Annotated in this window: 12 protein-coding genes; 6 read left to right on the forward strand and 6 right to left on the reverse strand. The window is 71.1% G+C overall.

The annotated features are described in order from the left end of the window. Positions 1-151 precede the first annotated feature (151 nt). The 4 genes from NYP07_RS22660 (at position 152) to NYP07_RS22675 (ending at position 6,000) form a co-directional block, all read left to right on the forward strand. A complete protein-coding gene (locus NYP07_RS22660; protein ID WP_268154242.1) occupies positions 152-2,311 on the forward strand; it encodes a GDSL-type esterase/lipase family protein in 2,160 nt (719 codons plus the stop codon). Then, positions 2,308-3,525: an AGE family epimerase/isomerase gene (locus NYP07_RS22665; RefSeq protein ID WP_268154244.1), complete on the forward strand. Its 1,218-nt coding sequence runs from the start codon at positions 2,308-2,310 to the stop codon at positions 3,523-3,525. The genes NYP07_RS22660 and NYP07_RS22665 overlap by 4 nt, the downstream gene beginning before the upstream one ends. Next, entirely contained in the window at positions 3,522-4,523 is a 1,002-nt protein-coding gene (locus tag NYP07_RS22670; protein WP_268154246.1) for a glycoside hydrolase family 5 protein, read from the forward strand. Before NYP07_RS22665 ends, NYP07_RS22670 begins: the two co-directional genes overlap by 4 nt. A 67-nt stretch (positions 4,524-4,590) precedes the next feature. Next, the gene (locus tag NYP07_RS22675) at positions 4,591-6,000 is read left to right on the forward strand and encodes a dihydrolipoyl dehydrogenase (RefSeq protein WP_268154248.1); all 1,410 of its coding nucleotides are present in this window, start codon (positions 4,591-4,593) and stop codon (positions 5,998-6,000) included. 5 nt (positions 6,001-6,005) lie between these two features. Here the strand turns inward: NYP07_RS22675 and NYP07_RS22680 are convergent, their stop codons facing one another. Genes NYP07_RS22680 through NYP07_RS22690 form a run of 3 tightly spaced genes read right to left on the reverse strand, consistent with a single transcriptional unit; the run spans position 6,006 to position 11,925 of the window. Then, positions 6,006-7,493 (reverse strand): efflux transporter outer membrane subunit, encoded by a 1,488-nt coding sequence (locus NYP07_RS22680; RefSeq protein ID WP_268154250.1) that lies wholly within the window; start codon positions 7,491-7,493, stop codon positions 6,006-6,008. 12 nt (positions 7,494-7,505) lie between these two features. Further along, on the reverse strand, positions 7,506-10,691 hold the full coding sequence (locus NYP07_RS22685; protein WP_268154252.1) for an efflux RND transporter permease subunit: 3,186 nt from the start codon (positions 10,689-10,691) through the stop codon (positions 7,506-7,508). Positions 10,692-10,704: 13 nt separating this feature from the next. Next, positions 10,705-11,925: an efflux RND transporter periplasmic adaptor subunit gene (locus NYP07_RS22690; RefSeq protein WP_268154254.1), complete on the reverse strand. Its 1,221-nt coding sequence runs from the start codon at positions 11,923-11,925 to the stop codon at positions 10,705-10,707. A 175-nt stretch (positions 11,926-12,100) separates the two neighbouring features. Between NYP07_RS22690 and NYP07_RS22695 the strand changes: the two genes are divergently transcribed. Next, positions 12,101-12,871, forward strand: a complete 771-nt coding sequence (locus NYP07_RS22695; RefSeq protein ID WP_268154256.1) for an exodeoxyribonuclease III — start codon at positions 12,101-12,103, stop codon at positions 12,869-12,871. A 156-nt stretch (positions 12,872-13,027) separates the two neighbouring features. Here the strand turns inward: NYP07_RS22695 and NYP07_RS22700 are convergent, their stop codons facing one another. Further along, positions 13,028-13,675: a CatA-like O-acetyltransferase gene (locus tag NYP07_RS22700; RefSeq protein ID WP_268154258.1), complete on the reverse strand. Its 648-nt coding sequence runs from the start codon at positions 13,673-13,675 to the stop codon at positions 13,028-13,030. Between the two features lie 94 nt (positions 13,676-13,769). Here NYP07_RS22700 and NYP07_RS22705 point away from each other — a divergent pair, with 94 nt between their 5' ends. Beyond that, entirely contained in the window at positions 13,770-15,371 is a 1,602-nt protein-coding gene (locus tag NYP07_RS22705) for a methyl-accepting chemotaxis protein (protein ID WP_268154260.1), read from the forward strand. 12 nt (positions 15,372-15,383) lie between these two features. On the opposite strand, the gene NYP07_RS22710 is transcribed toward NYP07_RS22705, so the two are convergent. Both NYP07_RS22710 and NYP07_RS22715 read right to left on the reverse strand, forming a co-directional pair. Continuing rightward, positions 15,384-15,647, reverse strand: a complete 264-nt coding sequence (locus NYP07_RS22710; RefSeq protein ID WP_268154262.1) for a hypothetical protein — start codon at positions 15,645-15,647, stop codon at positions 15,384-15,386. A 291-nt stretch (positions 15,648-15,938) separates the two neighbouring features. Beyond that, positions 15,939-16,163, reverse strand: coding sequence for a helix-turn-helix transcriptional regulator (locus NYP07_RS22715; protein WP_338091323.1), 225 nt, complete (start codon positions 16,161-16,163; stop codon positions 15,939-15,941). Positions 16,164-16,287: the final 124 nt, after the last annotated feature.

Below are 16,287 nucleotides of genomic sequence, written 5' to 3' on the forward strand. Positions count from 1 at the left end.
TCGCCGGATTTTTAGCTGCACTCGGGGATAGTCCCAATGTTGTCCGACGGGCTTGCGCTTTTCGCCGCATCGGCTAGAGAACATAATCACATAAGTTTAGTAAACATTTTGTCGCCGGAACCCGCCGAGGCCGGCGCCGCCCCAGGTTCATATGAACAAGCACGGCTTGAAAGGATTCGCGTTGGCCCTGTCGTCGATGCTGCCGGCCGCAAGCCAGGCGGACGCCCGGCTGCAGGCCGTCATGCAGAGGCTGGAGGCCGGCGAGGCCGTCACGCTGGCCACCATCGGCGGCTCGATCACGACGGGCCATGCCGCCCAGCCGCCGCGCGAGCGCGGCTGGGCGGCGCTGCTGGCCAAGTCCCTCGGCCCCAGGGTCAGGCTCGTGAACGCCGGCGTCGGCGGCACGGACTCGGCGGCCGGCGTGCAGCGGCTGCAGGCCCAGGTGCTGGACAAGTCGCCGGACCTCGTCGTCGTCGAGTTCGACGTCAACGATCAGTGGCTGGACCCGGCCGTGCGCGGCGGCAGCTTCGAGGCCATCCTGCGCCGCCTGCTGACGGCGCGGAAGCCGCCGGCCGTCGTCGTGCTCGGCCTCACGCAGCAGGGCGGCCAGCCGCGCGACGCGACCGAGCTGCAGCTGCGCCTGGCCGCCCACTACGGCCTGACGGCGCTGGACTTCAGCCGCTGGATGCAGGCCCGCGTGGAGGCCGGCGAGGACCGCTGGGCCGCGCTCTACGACGAGCCCGTGCACCCCAATGCCACCGGCCACCAGCGCATCGCGCTGGCCCTGGCCGAGCTGCTGCGCGCCGCCGCGCGCGGCCCGATCAAAGCCGTGCCCGCCCTGCCCCCGCCCCTCTACGGCCAGGCCCACGAGTTCACGCGCATGCTGGCCGGCGACGCGCTCCAGCCCTACCGGCGGCAGGGCTTCGCGCGCGGCGGCGAGGTACACCCGGAGTGGCCCGGCCAGCAGCACGGCTGGGTCACGCGGGCCGACGACGCCGAGGCGCATTTCCTTGCCTGGGGCAGCGAGATCGCCGTCTTCCATGCCGAGAGCGAGCACTACCGCAATCTCGAGGCCCGCGTGGACGACGGCCCCTGGGTCACGCTGCGCGGCCAGGTGCCCGAGCGCAAGGGCTATCTCGGCTGGCACTACGGCGTCGTCGGCCGCGACCTGGAGCCCACGGCGCATCTGCTGCACGTCCGCGTCAGGCGAGACGAATGGGCCGGCAGCGGCCGCCGGGCCAGCCTGCTGGCGGTGATGTCCGCCGGCATCTACCCGCCGGCCCTGCGCCGCAGCGACTTCCTGCCCGAAGCCCTGCCCGGCGGGCCGGTGGCGGCCGACGCCCCGCAGCTACGCTGGGTCGGCCGCATAGCCAACGTGCCCGACGGCCGGCTGCTGGCCTGGAGCGGCAGTGAACTGCGCGCGCGCTTCACCGGCACGCAGCTGGGCCTGGGCTTCGCGTCCACGCACTGGGGCAGCAGCCATTTCACGGTCGAGATCGACGGCGTCCGCCACTGGCTGGCCGTGCCGGGCAATGCCGCGTCCGACTGGCGGCTGCGCGAGCCGCTGCCGCCCGGCGAGCACAGCCTGCGCCTGATCAAGCGCACCGAGGGCGCGATGGCCGAGGCCGTCTTCACCGGCCTGCGCCTGGGCGAAGGAGGCCGGCTGCTGGCCCCGCCGCCGGCCCGCCCGCTGAGGCTGGTCTTCTATGGTGACTCCATCACCGCGGGCGCCTGCAACGCCGACCTCGGCGACGACCAGTACGACGACCTCTATTTCCACGACGGCACGCGTGCCTACGGCGCCCTGACGGCCGAGCGGCTGGGCGCGGACTATGTCGGCATCGCCGTCAGCGGCATCGGCATCACGGCGACCTGGCACGAGCTGCTGATGCCCCAGGTCTGGAACCGCGAGGCCCCGCGGCTGGACGCACCCGTCGCGCCGCCCGACCCGCGCTCGCCCGACGTCGTGCTGCTCAACCTCGGCCAGAACGACCATGGCTTCCCGGCCTCCAAGGGCCGGCCCATCGCGGCGGACTTCGGCGCTCGCTATCTCGCCTTCGTGCGCCAGTTGCGTGGCCGCTACCCCGATGCCAGGCTCCTGCTGCTGGCCGGCGGCATGACGGCCTGGAAGGACGAGCCCGCCATCCCGCGCGCGCTGGAGCAGGCCGCCGCCACCTTGCGCGCCGAGGGCGACGCCAAGGTCTGGACCCACACCTTCCAGGCCTTTGCCTGGGCCCACCCCCGCATCGACGTCCACGCCCGGATGGCCGACGAGCTGACCCGCTTCCTGAACCAGGAGGTCTTGAAATGAATCTTCCCGACATGCGCAAGCCCGAGGCGCTGTGGGCCCATATGCGCCGCACGCTGGCCTTCTATGCGCCGCGTGCGATGGACGAAACCGGCGGCTGCTTCCACTTCTTCAAGGACGACGGCAGCGTCTACGACCGCCGCAGCCGCCATCTCGTCAGCAGCACGCGCTTCGTCTTCAACCACGCGCTGGCGTGGCGCTGGTTCGGTGGATCGGCCAAGGACGTGGCGCATGCGCTGGCCTTCGTGAACCAGGCCCACGCCCAGCCCCGGGGCGGCTACGCCTGGACGCTGGACTGGAGTGAGGGTCGCGCCACCGTCACCGACGGCGGCAACCACTGCTACGGCCTGTCCTTCGTGCTGCTGGCGAACTCGCATGCCGCGCAGGCCGGCGTGCCGGGCGCGCGGGAGGGCATCGCGGCCACCTTCGCGCTGATGGAGCAGCGCTTCTGGGAGCCCGCCCACGGCCTCTATGCCGACGAGGCCACGCCCGACTGGCAGCTGGGCGCCTACCGCGGCCAGAACGCCAATATGCATGCCTGCGAGGCCCTGCTGGCCGCCCATGCCGCCAGCGGCGAGGCCCGCTACCTCGACCGTGCGCTGCTGCTGGCCACCTCCGTCGCGCAACGCCAGGCGGCCCTGGCCGGCGGCCTCGTCTGGGAGCACTACAAGACCGACTGGACGCCCGACTGGGACTACAACCGCCACGACAAGACCAACATCTTCCGGCCCTGGGGTTTCCAGACCGGCCACCTGACCGAGTGGGCCAAGTTATTGCTGATGCTGGAGCGGCGCCTGGGTGACGCGGCGCCCGGCTGGCTGCTGCCGACGGCGCGCCATTTCTTCGACGCCGCGATGAAGCACGGCTGGGACGAAAAGCATGGCGGCCTCGTCTACGGCTTCGCACCCGGCGGCGACGTCTGCGACGCCGACAAATATTTCTGGGTCCAGGCCGAGAGCCTTGCCGCCGCCGCCTGGCTGGCGGTGCACAGCGGCGACGACGGCTACTGGCAGTGGTACGACCGGATCTGGGCCTATGCCTGGCAGCACTTCGTCGACCACGAGCACGGCGCCTGGTACCGCATCCTCGCGCCCGATAACGGCAAGGTGACCGACGAGAAAAGCCCCGCCGGCAAGACCGACTACCACACGCTGGGCGCCTGCCAGGACGTGCTCGCCGCGCTCGGCGTGCAGCCGCCCGCCAAGGACATCACATGATCCGCCGCCTCCTCTGCGCCGCGCTGCTCGCGGCAGCCACGGCCCAAGCCGCCCCGCTGGAATGGCGCGGCATCAGCCTGTCCGGCGCCGAATGGGGCGAGAAGCTGCCCTTCCCCGGCACCCACGGCAAGGACTTCGTCTACCCCGGTGTCGCCAGCACGGCCTACTACCAGGCCAGCGGCATGAACCTGATGCGCATCGCCTTCCGCTGGGAGCGCCTGCAGCCGGTGCTCGGCGGCGAGCTCGATGCCGCCGAGCTGGCCCGCCTGCGCGAATTCGTCGACGGCACGACCGCGCGCGGCCTGCAGGTGCTGCTGGACCCGCACAACTACGCGGCCTACAAGGAGGTGCGCGTCGGCACGGCCGAGCTGCCCATCGCCGCGTTCGCGGACTTCTGGCGCCGCCTGGCCCTGCAGTTCAAGGGCAACCCGCGCGTGCAGTTCGGCCTCGTCAACGAGCCGCACGGCCTGCCCACCGAGACCTGGGCCGCCGCGGCCCAGGCCGCCATCGACGCCATTCGCGCCACCGGCGCCACCAATCTCGTCACCGTGCCCGGCAACGGCTACACCGGCGCCTGGAGCTGGTTCGAATCGACCTGGTACGGCAGCGCCAACGCCGAGGTCATGGACCGCGTGCACGACCCGCTGAACCGCATGCTGTTCGAGGTGCACCAGTATTTCGACAAGGACGGCTCCGGCACCCAGCCCGACTGCGTGAGCCCCGAGATCGGCGCCGAGCGCCTGCGCCGCTTCACCGCCTGGCTGCGCCAGCACAAGCGCCGCGCGCTGCTGGGCGAGATCGGCGGTGGCCCCAACGCCGTCTGCGAGCAGGCCGTGCGCGGCGCGCTGCAGCATCTGCAGGCCAATGCCGACGTCTGGGCCGGCTGGCTGTGGTGGGCCGGCGGCCCGCGCTGGGGCGACTACTTCCTGTCGCTGGAGCCCGATGCCGATGGCCGGGACAAGCCGCAGATGCGCTGGCTGGCGCCCTTCCTCCGCTAGAAGTCCCGGGATGCCGGAGGCGATGGGGCCCGGGCTATCCTTGCCTGGCCTGAGCAAGGATCGCCTCATGACCTCCCTCTCCTGCGACGTGGCCATCATCGGCGCCGGCACCGCCGGCATGGCGGCCTACCGAGCCGCGCGCGTGCACACCGAGCGCGTGCTGCTCATCGAGGCGACCCACTACGGCACGACCTGCGCGCGCGTCGGCTGCATGCCGAGCAAGCTGCTGATCGCCGCGGCCGACGCGGCCCAGGCCGTGCGCGAGGCCCACCGCTTCGGCGTGCAGGCCGAGGCGCCGCGCGTCGACGGCCGCGCCGTCATGCAGCGCGTGCGCAGCGAGCGCGACCGCTTCGTCGGCTTCGTGCTCGACACCGTGCGCGGCTGGCCCGAGGCCACGCGGCTGTTCGGCCGGGCGCGCTTCACGGGACCGAACACGCTGGACGTGGCCGGCCAGCGCGTCGAAGCCAAGTCCTTCGTCATCGCCACCGGTTCGCACACGCGCATCCCGGCCGGCTGGCGCGAACGGCTCGGTGCCAAGCTGCTCATCAACGAAGACGTGTTCGACTGGCAGGACCTGCCGCGCTCGCTGGCCGTCTACGGCGCCGGCGTCATCGGCCTGGAGCTGGCACTGGCCCTGCGCCGCCTGGGCGTGCGCGTGCGCCTGTTCGCGCGCAGCGAGCGCGTCGGCCCGCTGACCGACCCCGAGCTGCAGGCGCTGGCCCGCCGGCTCTTTGCCGACGAGCTGCCGCTGACCCTGAACGCGGGCGTGCCCGACCCCGTGCTGGACGGCGACCAGGTCCGCATCGGCGACGAGCGCTTCGACGCCATGCTCTGCGCCGCCGGCCGCGAGCCCAATCTCGACGGCCTCGGCCTGCAGGCGCTGGGCCTGGGCAAGCCGCAGCTGGATCGCCACACCGGCCAGTGGGGCGACAGCCATGTCTTCATCGCCGGCGACGTGACCGACGACCGCCCGCTGCTGCACGAGGCCGCCGACGCCGGCCGCATCGCGGGCGACAACGCGGCGCGCTGGCCCCGCGTGCACCGGCGCCCGCGCCGCGCGCCGCTGGCCGTCGTCTTCAGCGACCCGCAGATCGCGCTGGCCGGTGCCAGCCATGCCGAGCTGACCGCCGCGGGCCGCGCCTTCGACACCGGCCGCGTCAGCTTCGCCGACCAGGGCCGCAGCCGCGTGATGCTCGTCAACCGCGGCGGCCTGCACGTCTATGCCGAGCGCGGCACGGGCCGGCTGCTGGGCGCCGAGATGATCGGCCCGGCCGCCGAGCACCTCGGACACCTGCTGGCCTGGAGCGTGCAGCGCGGCGACACGGTGCAGCAGATGCTGGACAGCCCCTTCTACCACCCGGTCGTCGAGGAAGGCCTGCGCACCGCGCTGCGCCAGCTGCAGAGCGACCTGCACCTGCCCCCGCCGCCCATCGAGACCTGCCTGGACTGCGACACCTCGGCCGAAGCCGGCGCCTGAGCCTGTCAGCGGCCGGCCGAGGCCTGCTCGTCGGCGCCCGGGCGCCATCCGCCGCCCAGCGCCTGGAACAGCGCCACGCTGTCGCCGAGATGGCTGGCCTTGGCGCCGACCTGGGCCAGCCGGGCCTGCAGCAGCGCCTGCCGCGCCGCCAGCCAGGCCGGACGCGCCGCATAGCCCTGGCTGAACTGCTGGTCGGTCAGGGCCATCAGCCGCTCGCTGGCCGCCACATTGCGCTCCGCGGCTTCGAGGGCCCTGCCGTCGTGCTCCAGCGCGTACAGCGTGTCGGCCACGTTCTGGAAGGCGGTCAGCACGGCGCCCTGGTATTGCGCCTGAGCCGCCTCGGCGGCGGCCTCGGCCGCGCGCTTGCGGGCGGTCAGCGCACCGCCCGCGAACAGCGGCTGGGTCAGGCCGGCCACCAGGCCCCAGGACTGCCGGGCCGGCGAAATCAGGTTGGGCAGCGTCGCCGCGCTGTAGGCCAGGTTCGCGCCGATCGAGAACTGCGGCAGCATGTTGCTGACGCTGACGCCGATCTGCGCATAGGCCGCGTGCAGTTGCGCCTGCGCGGCCTGCACGTCGGGGCGGTATTGCACCAGTTGCGACGGCACGACCTGCGGCAGAGGCTGCGGCATGCGCAGGCGGGCCAGGTGCCCGGTCGACGGGCCTTCGTCCGGTGCCGCCAGCTCGCTGGGCAGGTCGCCGCACAGCACGGCCAGCAGGTCGCGGGTCTGCTCCAACTGCTTGTTCAGCGGCGGCAGCAGCGCCTGGGCCTGGGCCAGGGCGGCCTCCTGCTGGGCGAGGTCCATGCCGCTGCCGTACCCGGCCGCCTGCTGCGCCCTGGTGTGCTGCAGCTGTTCCTTCGCCAGGCTCAGCGCTTCGGTCACGATCTGCAGCTGGTCCAGCAGCGACTGCTCCTGCAGCACGGCGGCGGCCACGTTGCTGGCGAGGGTCGTGCGCAGCGCGTCGGTCTGGTAGCGCTGGCTGTCGGCGGCGGCCTGCAGCGACTCCACCTGGCGGCGGTTGCCGCCGAAAACGTCCGGCACGAAGCCCACGGTGAGCTGGGCCGTGTGCAGGTTGTAGAGCGACTGGCCCGAGCTCAGCGGCGACGACAGCACGGTGCCCGAGTTCTGCCGGGCCGCGCTGTAGCCCAGTTGCGCGGAGGGATAGAACAGTCCCTGCTGGGCGTTCACGTTCTGCTGGGCCTGGCGCAGGCTGGCCTCGCCCGCGGCGATGCCGGGGTTGCGCTGCAGCGCGCGCTCGACCAGCGCATTCAGCCGCTCGGAGCCGTAGGCCGCCCACCAACGGGGCTGGGGCGCCGCCGCTTCGCTCGGCGGTGCCGCGGCGTCCTTGGGCTCGCCGCGCAGATAGCCGGTCGCCTGGGGCGGGGGCGGCGCATGGAAGTCGGGGCCGGCGGCGCAGCCCGCCAGCGCGGCGGCGGCAAGCAGCTGGACGGCGCGAGCCAGGGGCCTCGGGAGGTGCTTGTCCGGGGATTTCATGCTTGTGCTCCTTCAGGCCAGTGCGTCGCCGCCCAATCCCTTGCGGCGTTTCTTGAGCTTCACGCGCCGCAGCACGGCCAGGCGCAGGGCCGGCACGACGACCAGCAGGAAGAACGGGCCGAGGAACATGCCGCCAACGACCACCGTGGCGAGCGGGCGCTGAACCTGGCTGCCGATGCCGTGGCTGATGGCGGCCGGGAAGAGGCCGATGCAGGCCGACAGCGCCGTCATCAGCAAGGGACGCATGCGGTGCAGATAGGCGTCGTAGATGGCCTGCTCGGGCGTGCTGCCGGCGAGCCTGAGCTCCTTGAAGTAGGTCAGGATCAGGATGCCGTCCATGACCGACACGCCGAGCAGGGACACGAAGCCGATCACCGCAGAGATGCTGACCACCTGGCCCGACACGAACAGCGCGAGCACGCCGCTGGCCACCGTGAAGGGCACCGCCACCAGCGCCAGCAGGCTGTAGCCGATGCTGTTGAACAGCGCATAGAGCAGCACCAGGATCAGCAGCATGGCGGCCGGGATGAGGACGGCCATGCGGGCCTTGGCCTTCTGCAGTTCCTCGAACTCGCCGGCGTATTCGACGCGGTAGCCCTCCGGCAGGGCCAGTTCATGGCCCAGCTTGGCCTCGATCTCGGCCACCGTGCTGCCGAGGTCGCGGCCGCGCACGCTGAACTTGATCGGGATGTAGCGCTCGTTGCGTTCGTGATAGACGTAGGTGGCGCCGGTGTCCAGGCCGATGGTGGCGATGTCGCGCAGCGGCACATAGGCCGTCCCGCTGCCGGTGCTGTAGCCCACGCGCAGGTCGCGCACGCGCTCGAGGCCGGCGCGGGCCGGGCCGGCGTAGCGGACCGACAGGCCGTACTGCCGGTCGCCTTCGAGCACCGTCGTCGCGACCGTGCCGCCGAGCGCGGCCTGCACCACGGCATTGACGTCGCCCGTGTTCAGGCCATAGCGGGCGGCCCTGGCGCGGTCGATCTGGATGTTCAGGTTGGGCTGGCCCAGCACGTTGAAGATGCCGAGGTCGCCCACGCCCTGGACCTGGCCCATCAGCGGCATGGCCCGGCCGGCGAGCTTCTCGAGGGTCACGAGGTCGGGCCCGATGATCTTGACCGAATTGGCGCCCTTGACGCCGGAGAGGCCTTCCTCGACGTTGTCCTGGATGTACTGCGAGAAGTTGAAGCCCACGCCCGGGAACTCGCGCGTCAGGCGCTCCTGCAGCTCGTTCACGAGCTGTTCCTTGTCCACGCCGGCCGGCCATTGGTCGAAGGGCTTGAGCGGCGCGAACAGCTCCACGTTGTTGAAGCCCGACGCATCGCTGCCGTCGTCCGGCCGGCCGTGCTGGGACACCACCGTGATGACCTCGGGGAAGCTCTGGATGATGCGGCGCATCTTGTTGGCCTTCTCGGTGCCGGCCTCGAGCGAAATGGTCGGGGGCATCGAGGCCCGGATCCACAGATTGCCCTCCTCCAGCGCCGGCAGGAACTCGCTGCCGAGGTTGGCCGCCAGCACGGCCACGCCCAGCAGGAAGGCAACGGCGAAGCCGCACATCCAGCGCACGTGCGCAATCGACCAGCGCAGCAGCGGCTCGTAGACGCGGTGGATCCCCCGCACCAGCCAGGTCTCCTCCTCCTTCACGCGCCGCGGCAGCAGATAGGCCACCAGCACCGGCGTCACCGTGAAGGTCGCCAGCAGCGCGCCGGCCAGCGCATAGCCGTAGGTGCGGGCCATGGGGCCGAAGATCTGGCCCTCGACGCCCGTCATCAGGAACAGCGGCGAAAAGGCCGCGATGGTGATGACGGTGGAGAACAGGATGGAGTTGTCCACCTGCAGCGCGCTCATGAAGATCATGCGCAGGCGCTGGGTCCAGCCCAGGGCCGGGTCGGTCTCCATGCCGTGGGGCCCGCGCGTCATGGCCCGCAGCGCCTCCACGCGCTGGCGCGGCGTGCGCTGGAAATTGCGATAGACGTTCTCGACCAGGATGACGGCCGAGTCGACGATGATGCCGAAGTCGACGGCGCCGAGCGACAGCAGGTTGGCCGACTCCCCCGTCAGCACCAGCATGATGATGCTGAAGAACAGCGCGAACGGGATGTTGACGCTGACGATGACCGCGCTGCGCAGGTCGCCGAGGAAGATCCACTGGATGAAGAACACCAGCACGCAGCCGAACACCAGGTTGTGGATGACGGTGTGGGTCGTCACGTCGACGAGGGTCGAGCGGTCGTAGTAGGGCTCCAGGTGCACGCCCTGGGGCAGGCTGCCGTCGTGGTTAAGCGTGTCGACGGCGGTCTTGACGCGCGCGATCACGTCCTTGGTCTGCATCGTGCGGTTCATGATGACCACGCCGGTGACCACGTCGTTGCTGGCGTCGCGCCCGGCCTCGCCCAGCCGCGGCACGTTGCCCAAGCTGATCTCGGCCACGTCGCGCACCAGCACCGGCTGCCCGTTCTGCTGGCTGAGCACGGTGTTGCCGACGTCCTGGATGTTGCGCACCAGGCCCAGCCCGCGCACGTTCACCGATTGCTCGCCGACGCTGACGGTGCGCCCGCCCACATTGCTGTTCGCGTTGCCGAGCGCCTGGATGACCTGCTGCAGCGTCAGACCGTAGCTCTCCAGCCGGCCGGGCTGGACCTCGACGTGGTACTCCTTCGTCGTGCCGCCCCAGGTCACGATCTGGCTGACGCCGGGCACCGTGAGCAGGCGGCGCTGAATGACCCAGTCCTGGATGCCGCGCAGGTCCGTCAGGCTGTAGGTGGACGGCCCCTTGACCTGGTAGCGCAGGATCTCGCCCACCAGGCTCGATGCCTGGATCTGCGGCTGCACGCCGTTGGGCAGGCTGACGTTCTGCTGCAGGTTGATCGCGGTCTGGGTCAGCGCCGCCACGTAGTCGACGCCGTACTTGAAGGTCACGCGCACGAAGGACAGGCCGTAGAACGACGTGGAGCGGATGTTGTCCACGCCCAGCGTCGTGGCCAGGCCGATCTCCATGGGGCGCGTGTAGTAGCGCTCCATCTCCTCGGCCGACTGGCCGGCCGACTGGGCGGTGATCTCCAGGATCACCGGCGCGGGGTTGGGATAGGCCTCGACATTGAGCTGGTAGAAGGCCAGCAGCCCGGCCGCCAGGAAGGCCAGCAGCCCCAGCAGCACCATGGGGCGGCGCGTCAGCACGAAGGCCAGCAAAGGACGGAACATCTCGACGCTCCGCTCAGTTCTGCGCCATCTGCGCCAGGTTGCTCAGGAAGAGCGCGCGGTCCTTCGCGACCCGCTCCCCGGCCTTGAGCCCGTCGACGACCTGCACCCAGCCGTCCTGGGTCAGGCCCGTCACCACCTTGCGGCGCGTGAAGCTCTGCGCGTCCCGGGCGACCCAGGCGCTGATGCTGCCGTCGCCTTCGCGGGCCAGCGCGTTCTCGGGCACGGCCGGGCCAACGGTTGCGGCCTGCAGCTCGATGCTGAACTGGGCCATCATCTGCGGCCGCAGCAGATGGCCGGGGTCCGCCACCTCGGTGCGCAGGCCGATGCGGTGGGAGGCCGGGTCGGCGACGTCGCCAATATAGGCCAGCCGACCCGTGAAGCGCCTGCCGGGGTAGGCCGACACGGTCACGTTCACCTTCTGCCCGAGGCGATAGCCGCCGAGCTCGGACTCCGGCACGCTGGCCACCATCCACAGCCTGCGCATGTCCGCGACCATGACGGGCGGGCTGCCCGCGCCGGGCTGCACCAGCAGCCCTTCCGACGCCGCGCGCGCCACGACGCGGCCGGCCAGCGGGCTGCGCACGGGCATCTCGGTGTCCACGCGGCGCGACTTCTCGATCGCGTCGATGTCGCCGCTGCCGAGGCCGAACAGGCCCAGGGTCTTGCGCGCCGCACGGTAGGCGCCATCGGCCGTCTGCTGGTCGGCGACGTTCTGCTGCAATTCCTTCTGGGAGATGCTTTGCCCGGCCGCCAGGCCCTGGGCACGCTGCAGCGTCTGCGTGGTGAGCTGCAGGCTGCCGGCCGCCGCGATCAGCGCCGAGGCCGCCTGGGCGAGGTCGGGGATCTGCACCGTGTACAGCACCTGCCCCTTGCGCACCTCGTCGCCGGCGCGCACCAGCACGCGGCCGATCCGGCCCTGGTAGGGCGAGAACACCTGGACCGCGTGGTCCTGGTCGAAGTCGATGATCCCGAGCGCCTCGCGCCGGGCCTGGAAGGGCCGGGTCTCGACGGGGCCCACCTTCAACTCCGTGATCTGGGCCGCATCGAGGCGCACCGTGTCGCCGTTCAGCATCAGCACGGAAGGGGAGGACGGGGCCGCCTTGGGGGCGTCCTGGTGGCGCAGCAACAGCAGCGCGCCCAGCGCGATGGCGACGACGGTGGACGCTGCGATACGCAGGCTGCGTCCCCGGGAGCTGAGCTGCGGCCGGCGGCCGGCGGATGGAGTCAAGCGCATGACGGTCTGGGGCATTGGTGACGAGGTGTTGGCCGCCGGGCTCCGGTCCGCAGCGGCCTCATGAATCGGCGGCACTCTAGAAAACCCTGGCTGACCGGACACTGACCAAGCGCGCGAACGGCCCTTGCACACGCCCGTCACAATGCCGGCCAACACCCGCCTCGAGAAGCCCGCGATGAAGCAGTTCGCCACCTGGAACGTCAACTCCCTGTCCATCCGCCTGCCGCAGGTGCTCGACTGGCTGGCCGCCCACCCGGTCGACGCCCTCGTGCTGCAGGAGACCAAGCTGACCGACGACAAGTTCCCGACCGCCGACTTCGGCGCCGCGGGCTGGCAGGTGCAGTGGTTCGGCCAGAAGACCTACAACGGCGTCGCGCTGATCAGCCGCGAGCCGGCGACCGACATCGTCAAGAACATCCCCGGCTTTGCCGACGAGCAGGCCCGCGTGATCGCCGGCACCGTCGGCGGCGTGCGCGTCATCGGCGGCTACTTCCCCAACGGCCAGGCGCCCGGCAGCGACAAGTTCGCCTACAAGATGGGCTGGCTGGACGCGCTGCGCGGCTGGGTCGGCGGGCAGATGCAGGCCCATGAGCAGCTCGTGCTGATGGGCGACTACAACATCGCCCCCGAGGACCGCGACGTCTACGACCCGGTGGCCTGGGCCGGCCAGATCCACTGCACGCCCGAGGAGCGTGCGCAGTTCCGGCAGCTCGTCGAGCTGGGCCTGACCGATGCGTTCCGGCTGTTCGAACAGCCGGCCAAGAGCTGGAGCTGGTGGGACTACCGCAACCTGGCCTTCCGCAGGAACCAGGGGCTGCGCATCGACCACATCCTCGTCAGCGCGGCGCTGAAGGCCCGCGTGACGGCCTGCGAGATCGACAGGCTGCCGCGCAAGAACGAGCGGCCCAGCGACCATGCGCCGGTCGTCGTGACGATTGATAGGTAAGGCTGAACGAGTCCCCGCGATGCAGTGCGCCCTGGTTTGGGATGGGCTGCAAGGCGCAAACCGCAGCCGTAGCGCGGGCTACGGCGAGGATTTGCAACGCAGCAGACCGCCCAAAGCAGGGATGCGCTGCGCGCGAGGGACTTGTTCAGCCTTGCCTCAGATCGAATCGAGCTGCGCCTGCAGCCGCTCGAAGAAGCGGCCGACGTGCACGCCATCGCACAGCGCGTGGTGCACGTCGACGGCCACCGGCATCAGCAGCCGGCCGGCCACCGGCTTGAAGCGGCCGAAGGCGATCTTGGGCCGGTCGTCGCCCGCGGCGCGCGCATGCGTGAAGGCCGTGAACGCGAACCAGGGCAGTGCCGTCATGTGCACCAGGGTCTGCGCGCGCACGTCGCCGGGATCGTCGCCGGCGAACAGCGAGCCGCTGGCGCGGCGCACGCGCGCCAGGTTGGCCTTGCCGCGCTCGGCGAAGCGCGCCAGCGACGCGTCGCGGGGCAGCGTGACGAAGCCGAAGCTGCCGTCCTCGCGCAGCGCCGTGCTGCTGGCGTGGACGACGCCGAACTCGCGCACACCGAGGCCGCCGTCGACCAGGGTCTGGCGCATCGCGTCGATGCCGTTGGCGGCTTCCAGCGCCGCATGGTGATAGGCCAGCCAGGGCGTGGCGCCATGCGCGGCGGCGCGCTCGCGCAGGCCCGTCACGTCGACGTCGGCGGTCACGCTGAAGGCCGGCTGGGCCATTGCACGGAAATGCTGCAGCGCTGCACGCCGGGGCCAGTTTTCGAGGGGGATTTCACGGTCTTGCATGGCGGGCTGGGGCGCATTTCCTGCAGGTTGAGCAAGATCAATCTTGGACGAGGTTCGGGGACGCATGCTCGCACGTTGCACAGAGGAGTACCCCATGAGACTGCAGTCCGCGACCCAGCGCGAGTTCCCCTTCCCGGCCGGCCAGTTGCTGGTGTCCACGACCGACCTCAAGGGCCGCATCCTGCACGCCAATGCCGTCTTCGTCGCGACGAGCGGCTACACGCTGGACGAACTGCTGGGCCAGCCCCACAACATCCTGCGCCACCCGGACGTGCCCGAGGAAGCCTTCCGCGACATGTGGGCGACCATACAGGCCGGCCAGCCCTGGTCCGGCCTCGTGAAGAACCGGCGCAAGGACGGCGACCACTACTGGGTGCTGGCCAATGTGACGCCGCTGCTCGACGGCGGTCGGCCGGTGGCCTATCTGTCGGTGCGCTCGCAGCCGACGCGTGCCCAGGTCGACGCGACGGAGGCGCTGTTCGCACGGATGCGCGAGGAGGCGCGCGCCGGCCGCCTGCGCCACCGGCTGAGGGCGGGCGAGATCGTCACCACGGGCTGGGCCGGCGCCTGGGCCGGCCTGCGCCGCCGCGCCCCCTGGCTGGGCGAGGCATCGGCCCACGTCGCCGTGGCCATGCTGGGCACGCTGGCCTACGCCGCGGCCGGCCCCTGGGTGGCGGCGGGCACGGCGTTGGCGGCCGGCGGCGCGCTCGCCGCATGGCGCGACGGCGGCCGGCGTACCGGGCTGCGCAAGGTGGAGGCCTATGCCAACGCACTCGCGGCCGGCGACCTCGCCGCCACGCTGGAGCGCAGCGGCCGACCGCAGTTGCGCGGCCTGGAGGCGTCGCTGGCCCAGGTCGGCGTGAACCTGCGTGCGATGGTGACCGACACGCGCCAGGAGATCGACCGCATCCGCAGCGTCGGCAACGAGATCGCCGACGGCAACCGCGACCTGGCCGAACGCACCGTGGCCCAGGCCGCCAGCCTGGAGCAGACGGTGGCCAGCATGGAGCAGATCGCGGCGACGGTGCGCGACACCAGCAACGGCACGCAGGCGGCCAACGGCGTCGTCGGCGAGCTGCATGAGGTGTCGCGCCACAGCGCCGAGGCCGTGCATTCGGTGACCGACACGATGGGCGGCATCGCCGGCTCGTCGAGCCGCATCGGCGAGATCGTGCAGCTCATCGACAGCATCGCCTTCCAGACCAATCTGCTGGCGCTGAACGCGGCCGTCGAGGCGGCGCGCGCGGGCGAGCACGGCAAGGGTTTCGCCGTCGTCGCGGGCGAGGTGCGGGCACTGGCGCAGCGCAGCTCGCTGGCCGCGCGCGAGATCAAGTCGCTGATCGACGATTCGACGCAGCGCGTGCAGGCCGGCGAGGCGCAGACGCGCACCGCGCGGGAGAGCATCGACGCGACGCTGTCCAAGGTGCGGGCTTTCACGGGCCTGATCGGCGACATCGACAACGCCGCCGCGGCACAGATGCGCGGCGTGGTCGAGGTGCATGGCGCGATGCGTCAGCTCGACGGCATCACGCACCAGAACGCGGCGATGGTGGAACAGCTGGCGCGTGCGGCCGCTCAGATGCTCAACGACACGGCCCAGGTGGTCGCGGCGCTGCGCGTGTTCCGCCTCGCGGCCAACGAGACGCGGTCGCTGCCCGACGCGGTCGACCTGAGGCGTGTGGCCAAGCAGGCCTGATGCGGCGGCAGTTCAGTCGCGCGGCCCGAGCGGGCGCATGCCGAAGTCGTAGAGCGCCCGCGTCAGTTCGGCGGTGCGCTCCTCGCCCAGGTCGGCCAGCAGCCGGTGCGGCGGCGTGCTGCGGATCTGGCCGATCTGTTGATAGCCCAGCGTCTTCGCGTGGACCAGCGTGCGCGAGGTCAGGGGCAGGCATTCGAGCGGCGCCTGGTCGGCGAGGCTCAGCAGCCGGGCATAGGTTGCAGCGGAGATGGACACGGTGGTGGCGCAGGGCTGCATGTGGGGCGGCTGTGGGCGCGGGGGCCGCAACGGATGCGCCAAGGGTGCGGGGCTCGTGGTCTGGAGCCGGTCACCTGGGGCATCCGTTGCGGGCCGCGTCCGGTTCACGCCGTGGGTGGCGCATGTGCTCAGCCGCCAAGCTTGGGCAGGCCGAGGATTTGGTAGACGAGGTCGATGATCTTCATGGGGGGCTCCAGCAGGGATGGGAGAGGACTTGCTGGGTCCAAACTGTCCCTGTTTTTGGTGAACCGGTAACCTAGCAAGTCTTCCAGGTTGTATGCGCCGAAGCACTCAGAGCAGGCCCGCCGCCACGCATTTCAGCACCGCCTGGTGCTTGGACGTCACGCCCAGCTTGCGCATCGCGTTGCCGAGATGGAAGTTCACCGTCTTCTCGCTCATGCCGAGGATGACGCTGACCTCCCAGGCCGTCTTGCCCTGGGAAGTCCAGCTCAGCACATCCAGTTCGCGCTTCGTAAACTTGGGCAGGTCGCCTTTGTCGACTCCGGGACCGAGCAGCCTGTCCGTGAGCGTCCGGGCGCGCCACCTTGACCAGGCCGGGACGCGAAGCTACTTGGACGCAGCTGCCGATCCGACGAAGGCGATGCACTCGACGAGGTTGAGCGTGGCAAGCACCAGGTAC

This window comes from Pelomonas aquatica (genome assembly GCF_026712205.1).
Taxonomy (GTDB): Bacteria; Pseudomonadota; Gammaproteobacteria; order Burkholderiales; family Burkholderiaceae_C; genus Pelomonas; species Pelomonas aquatica.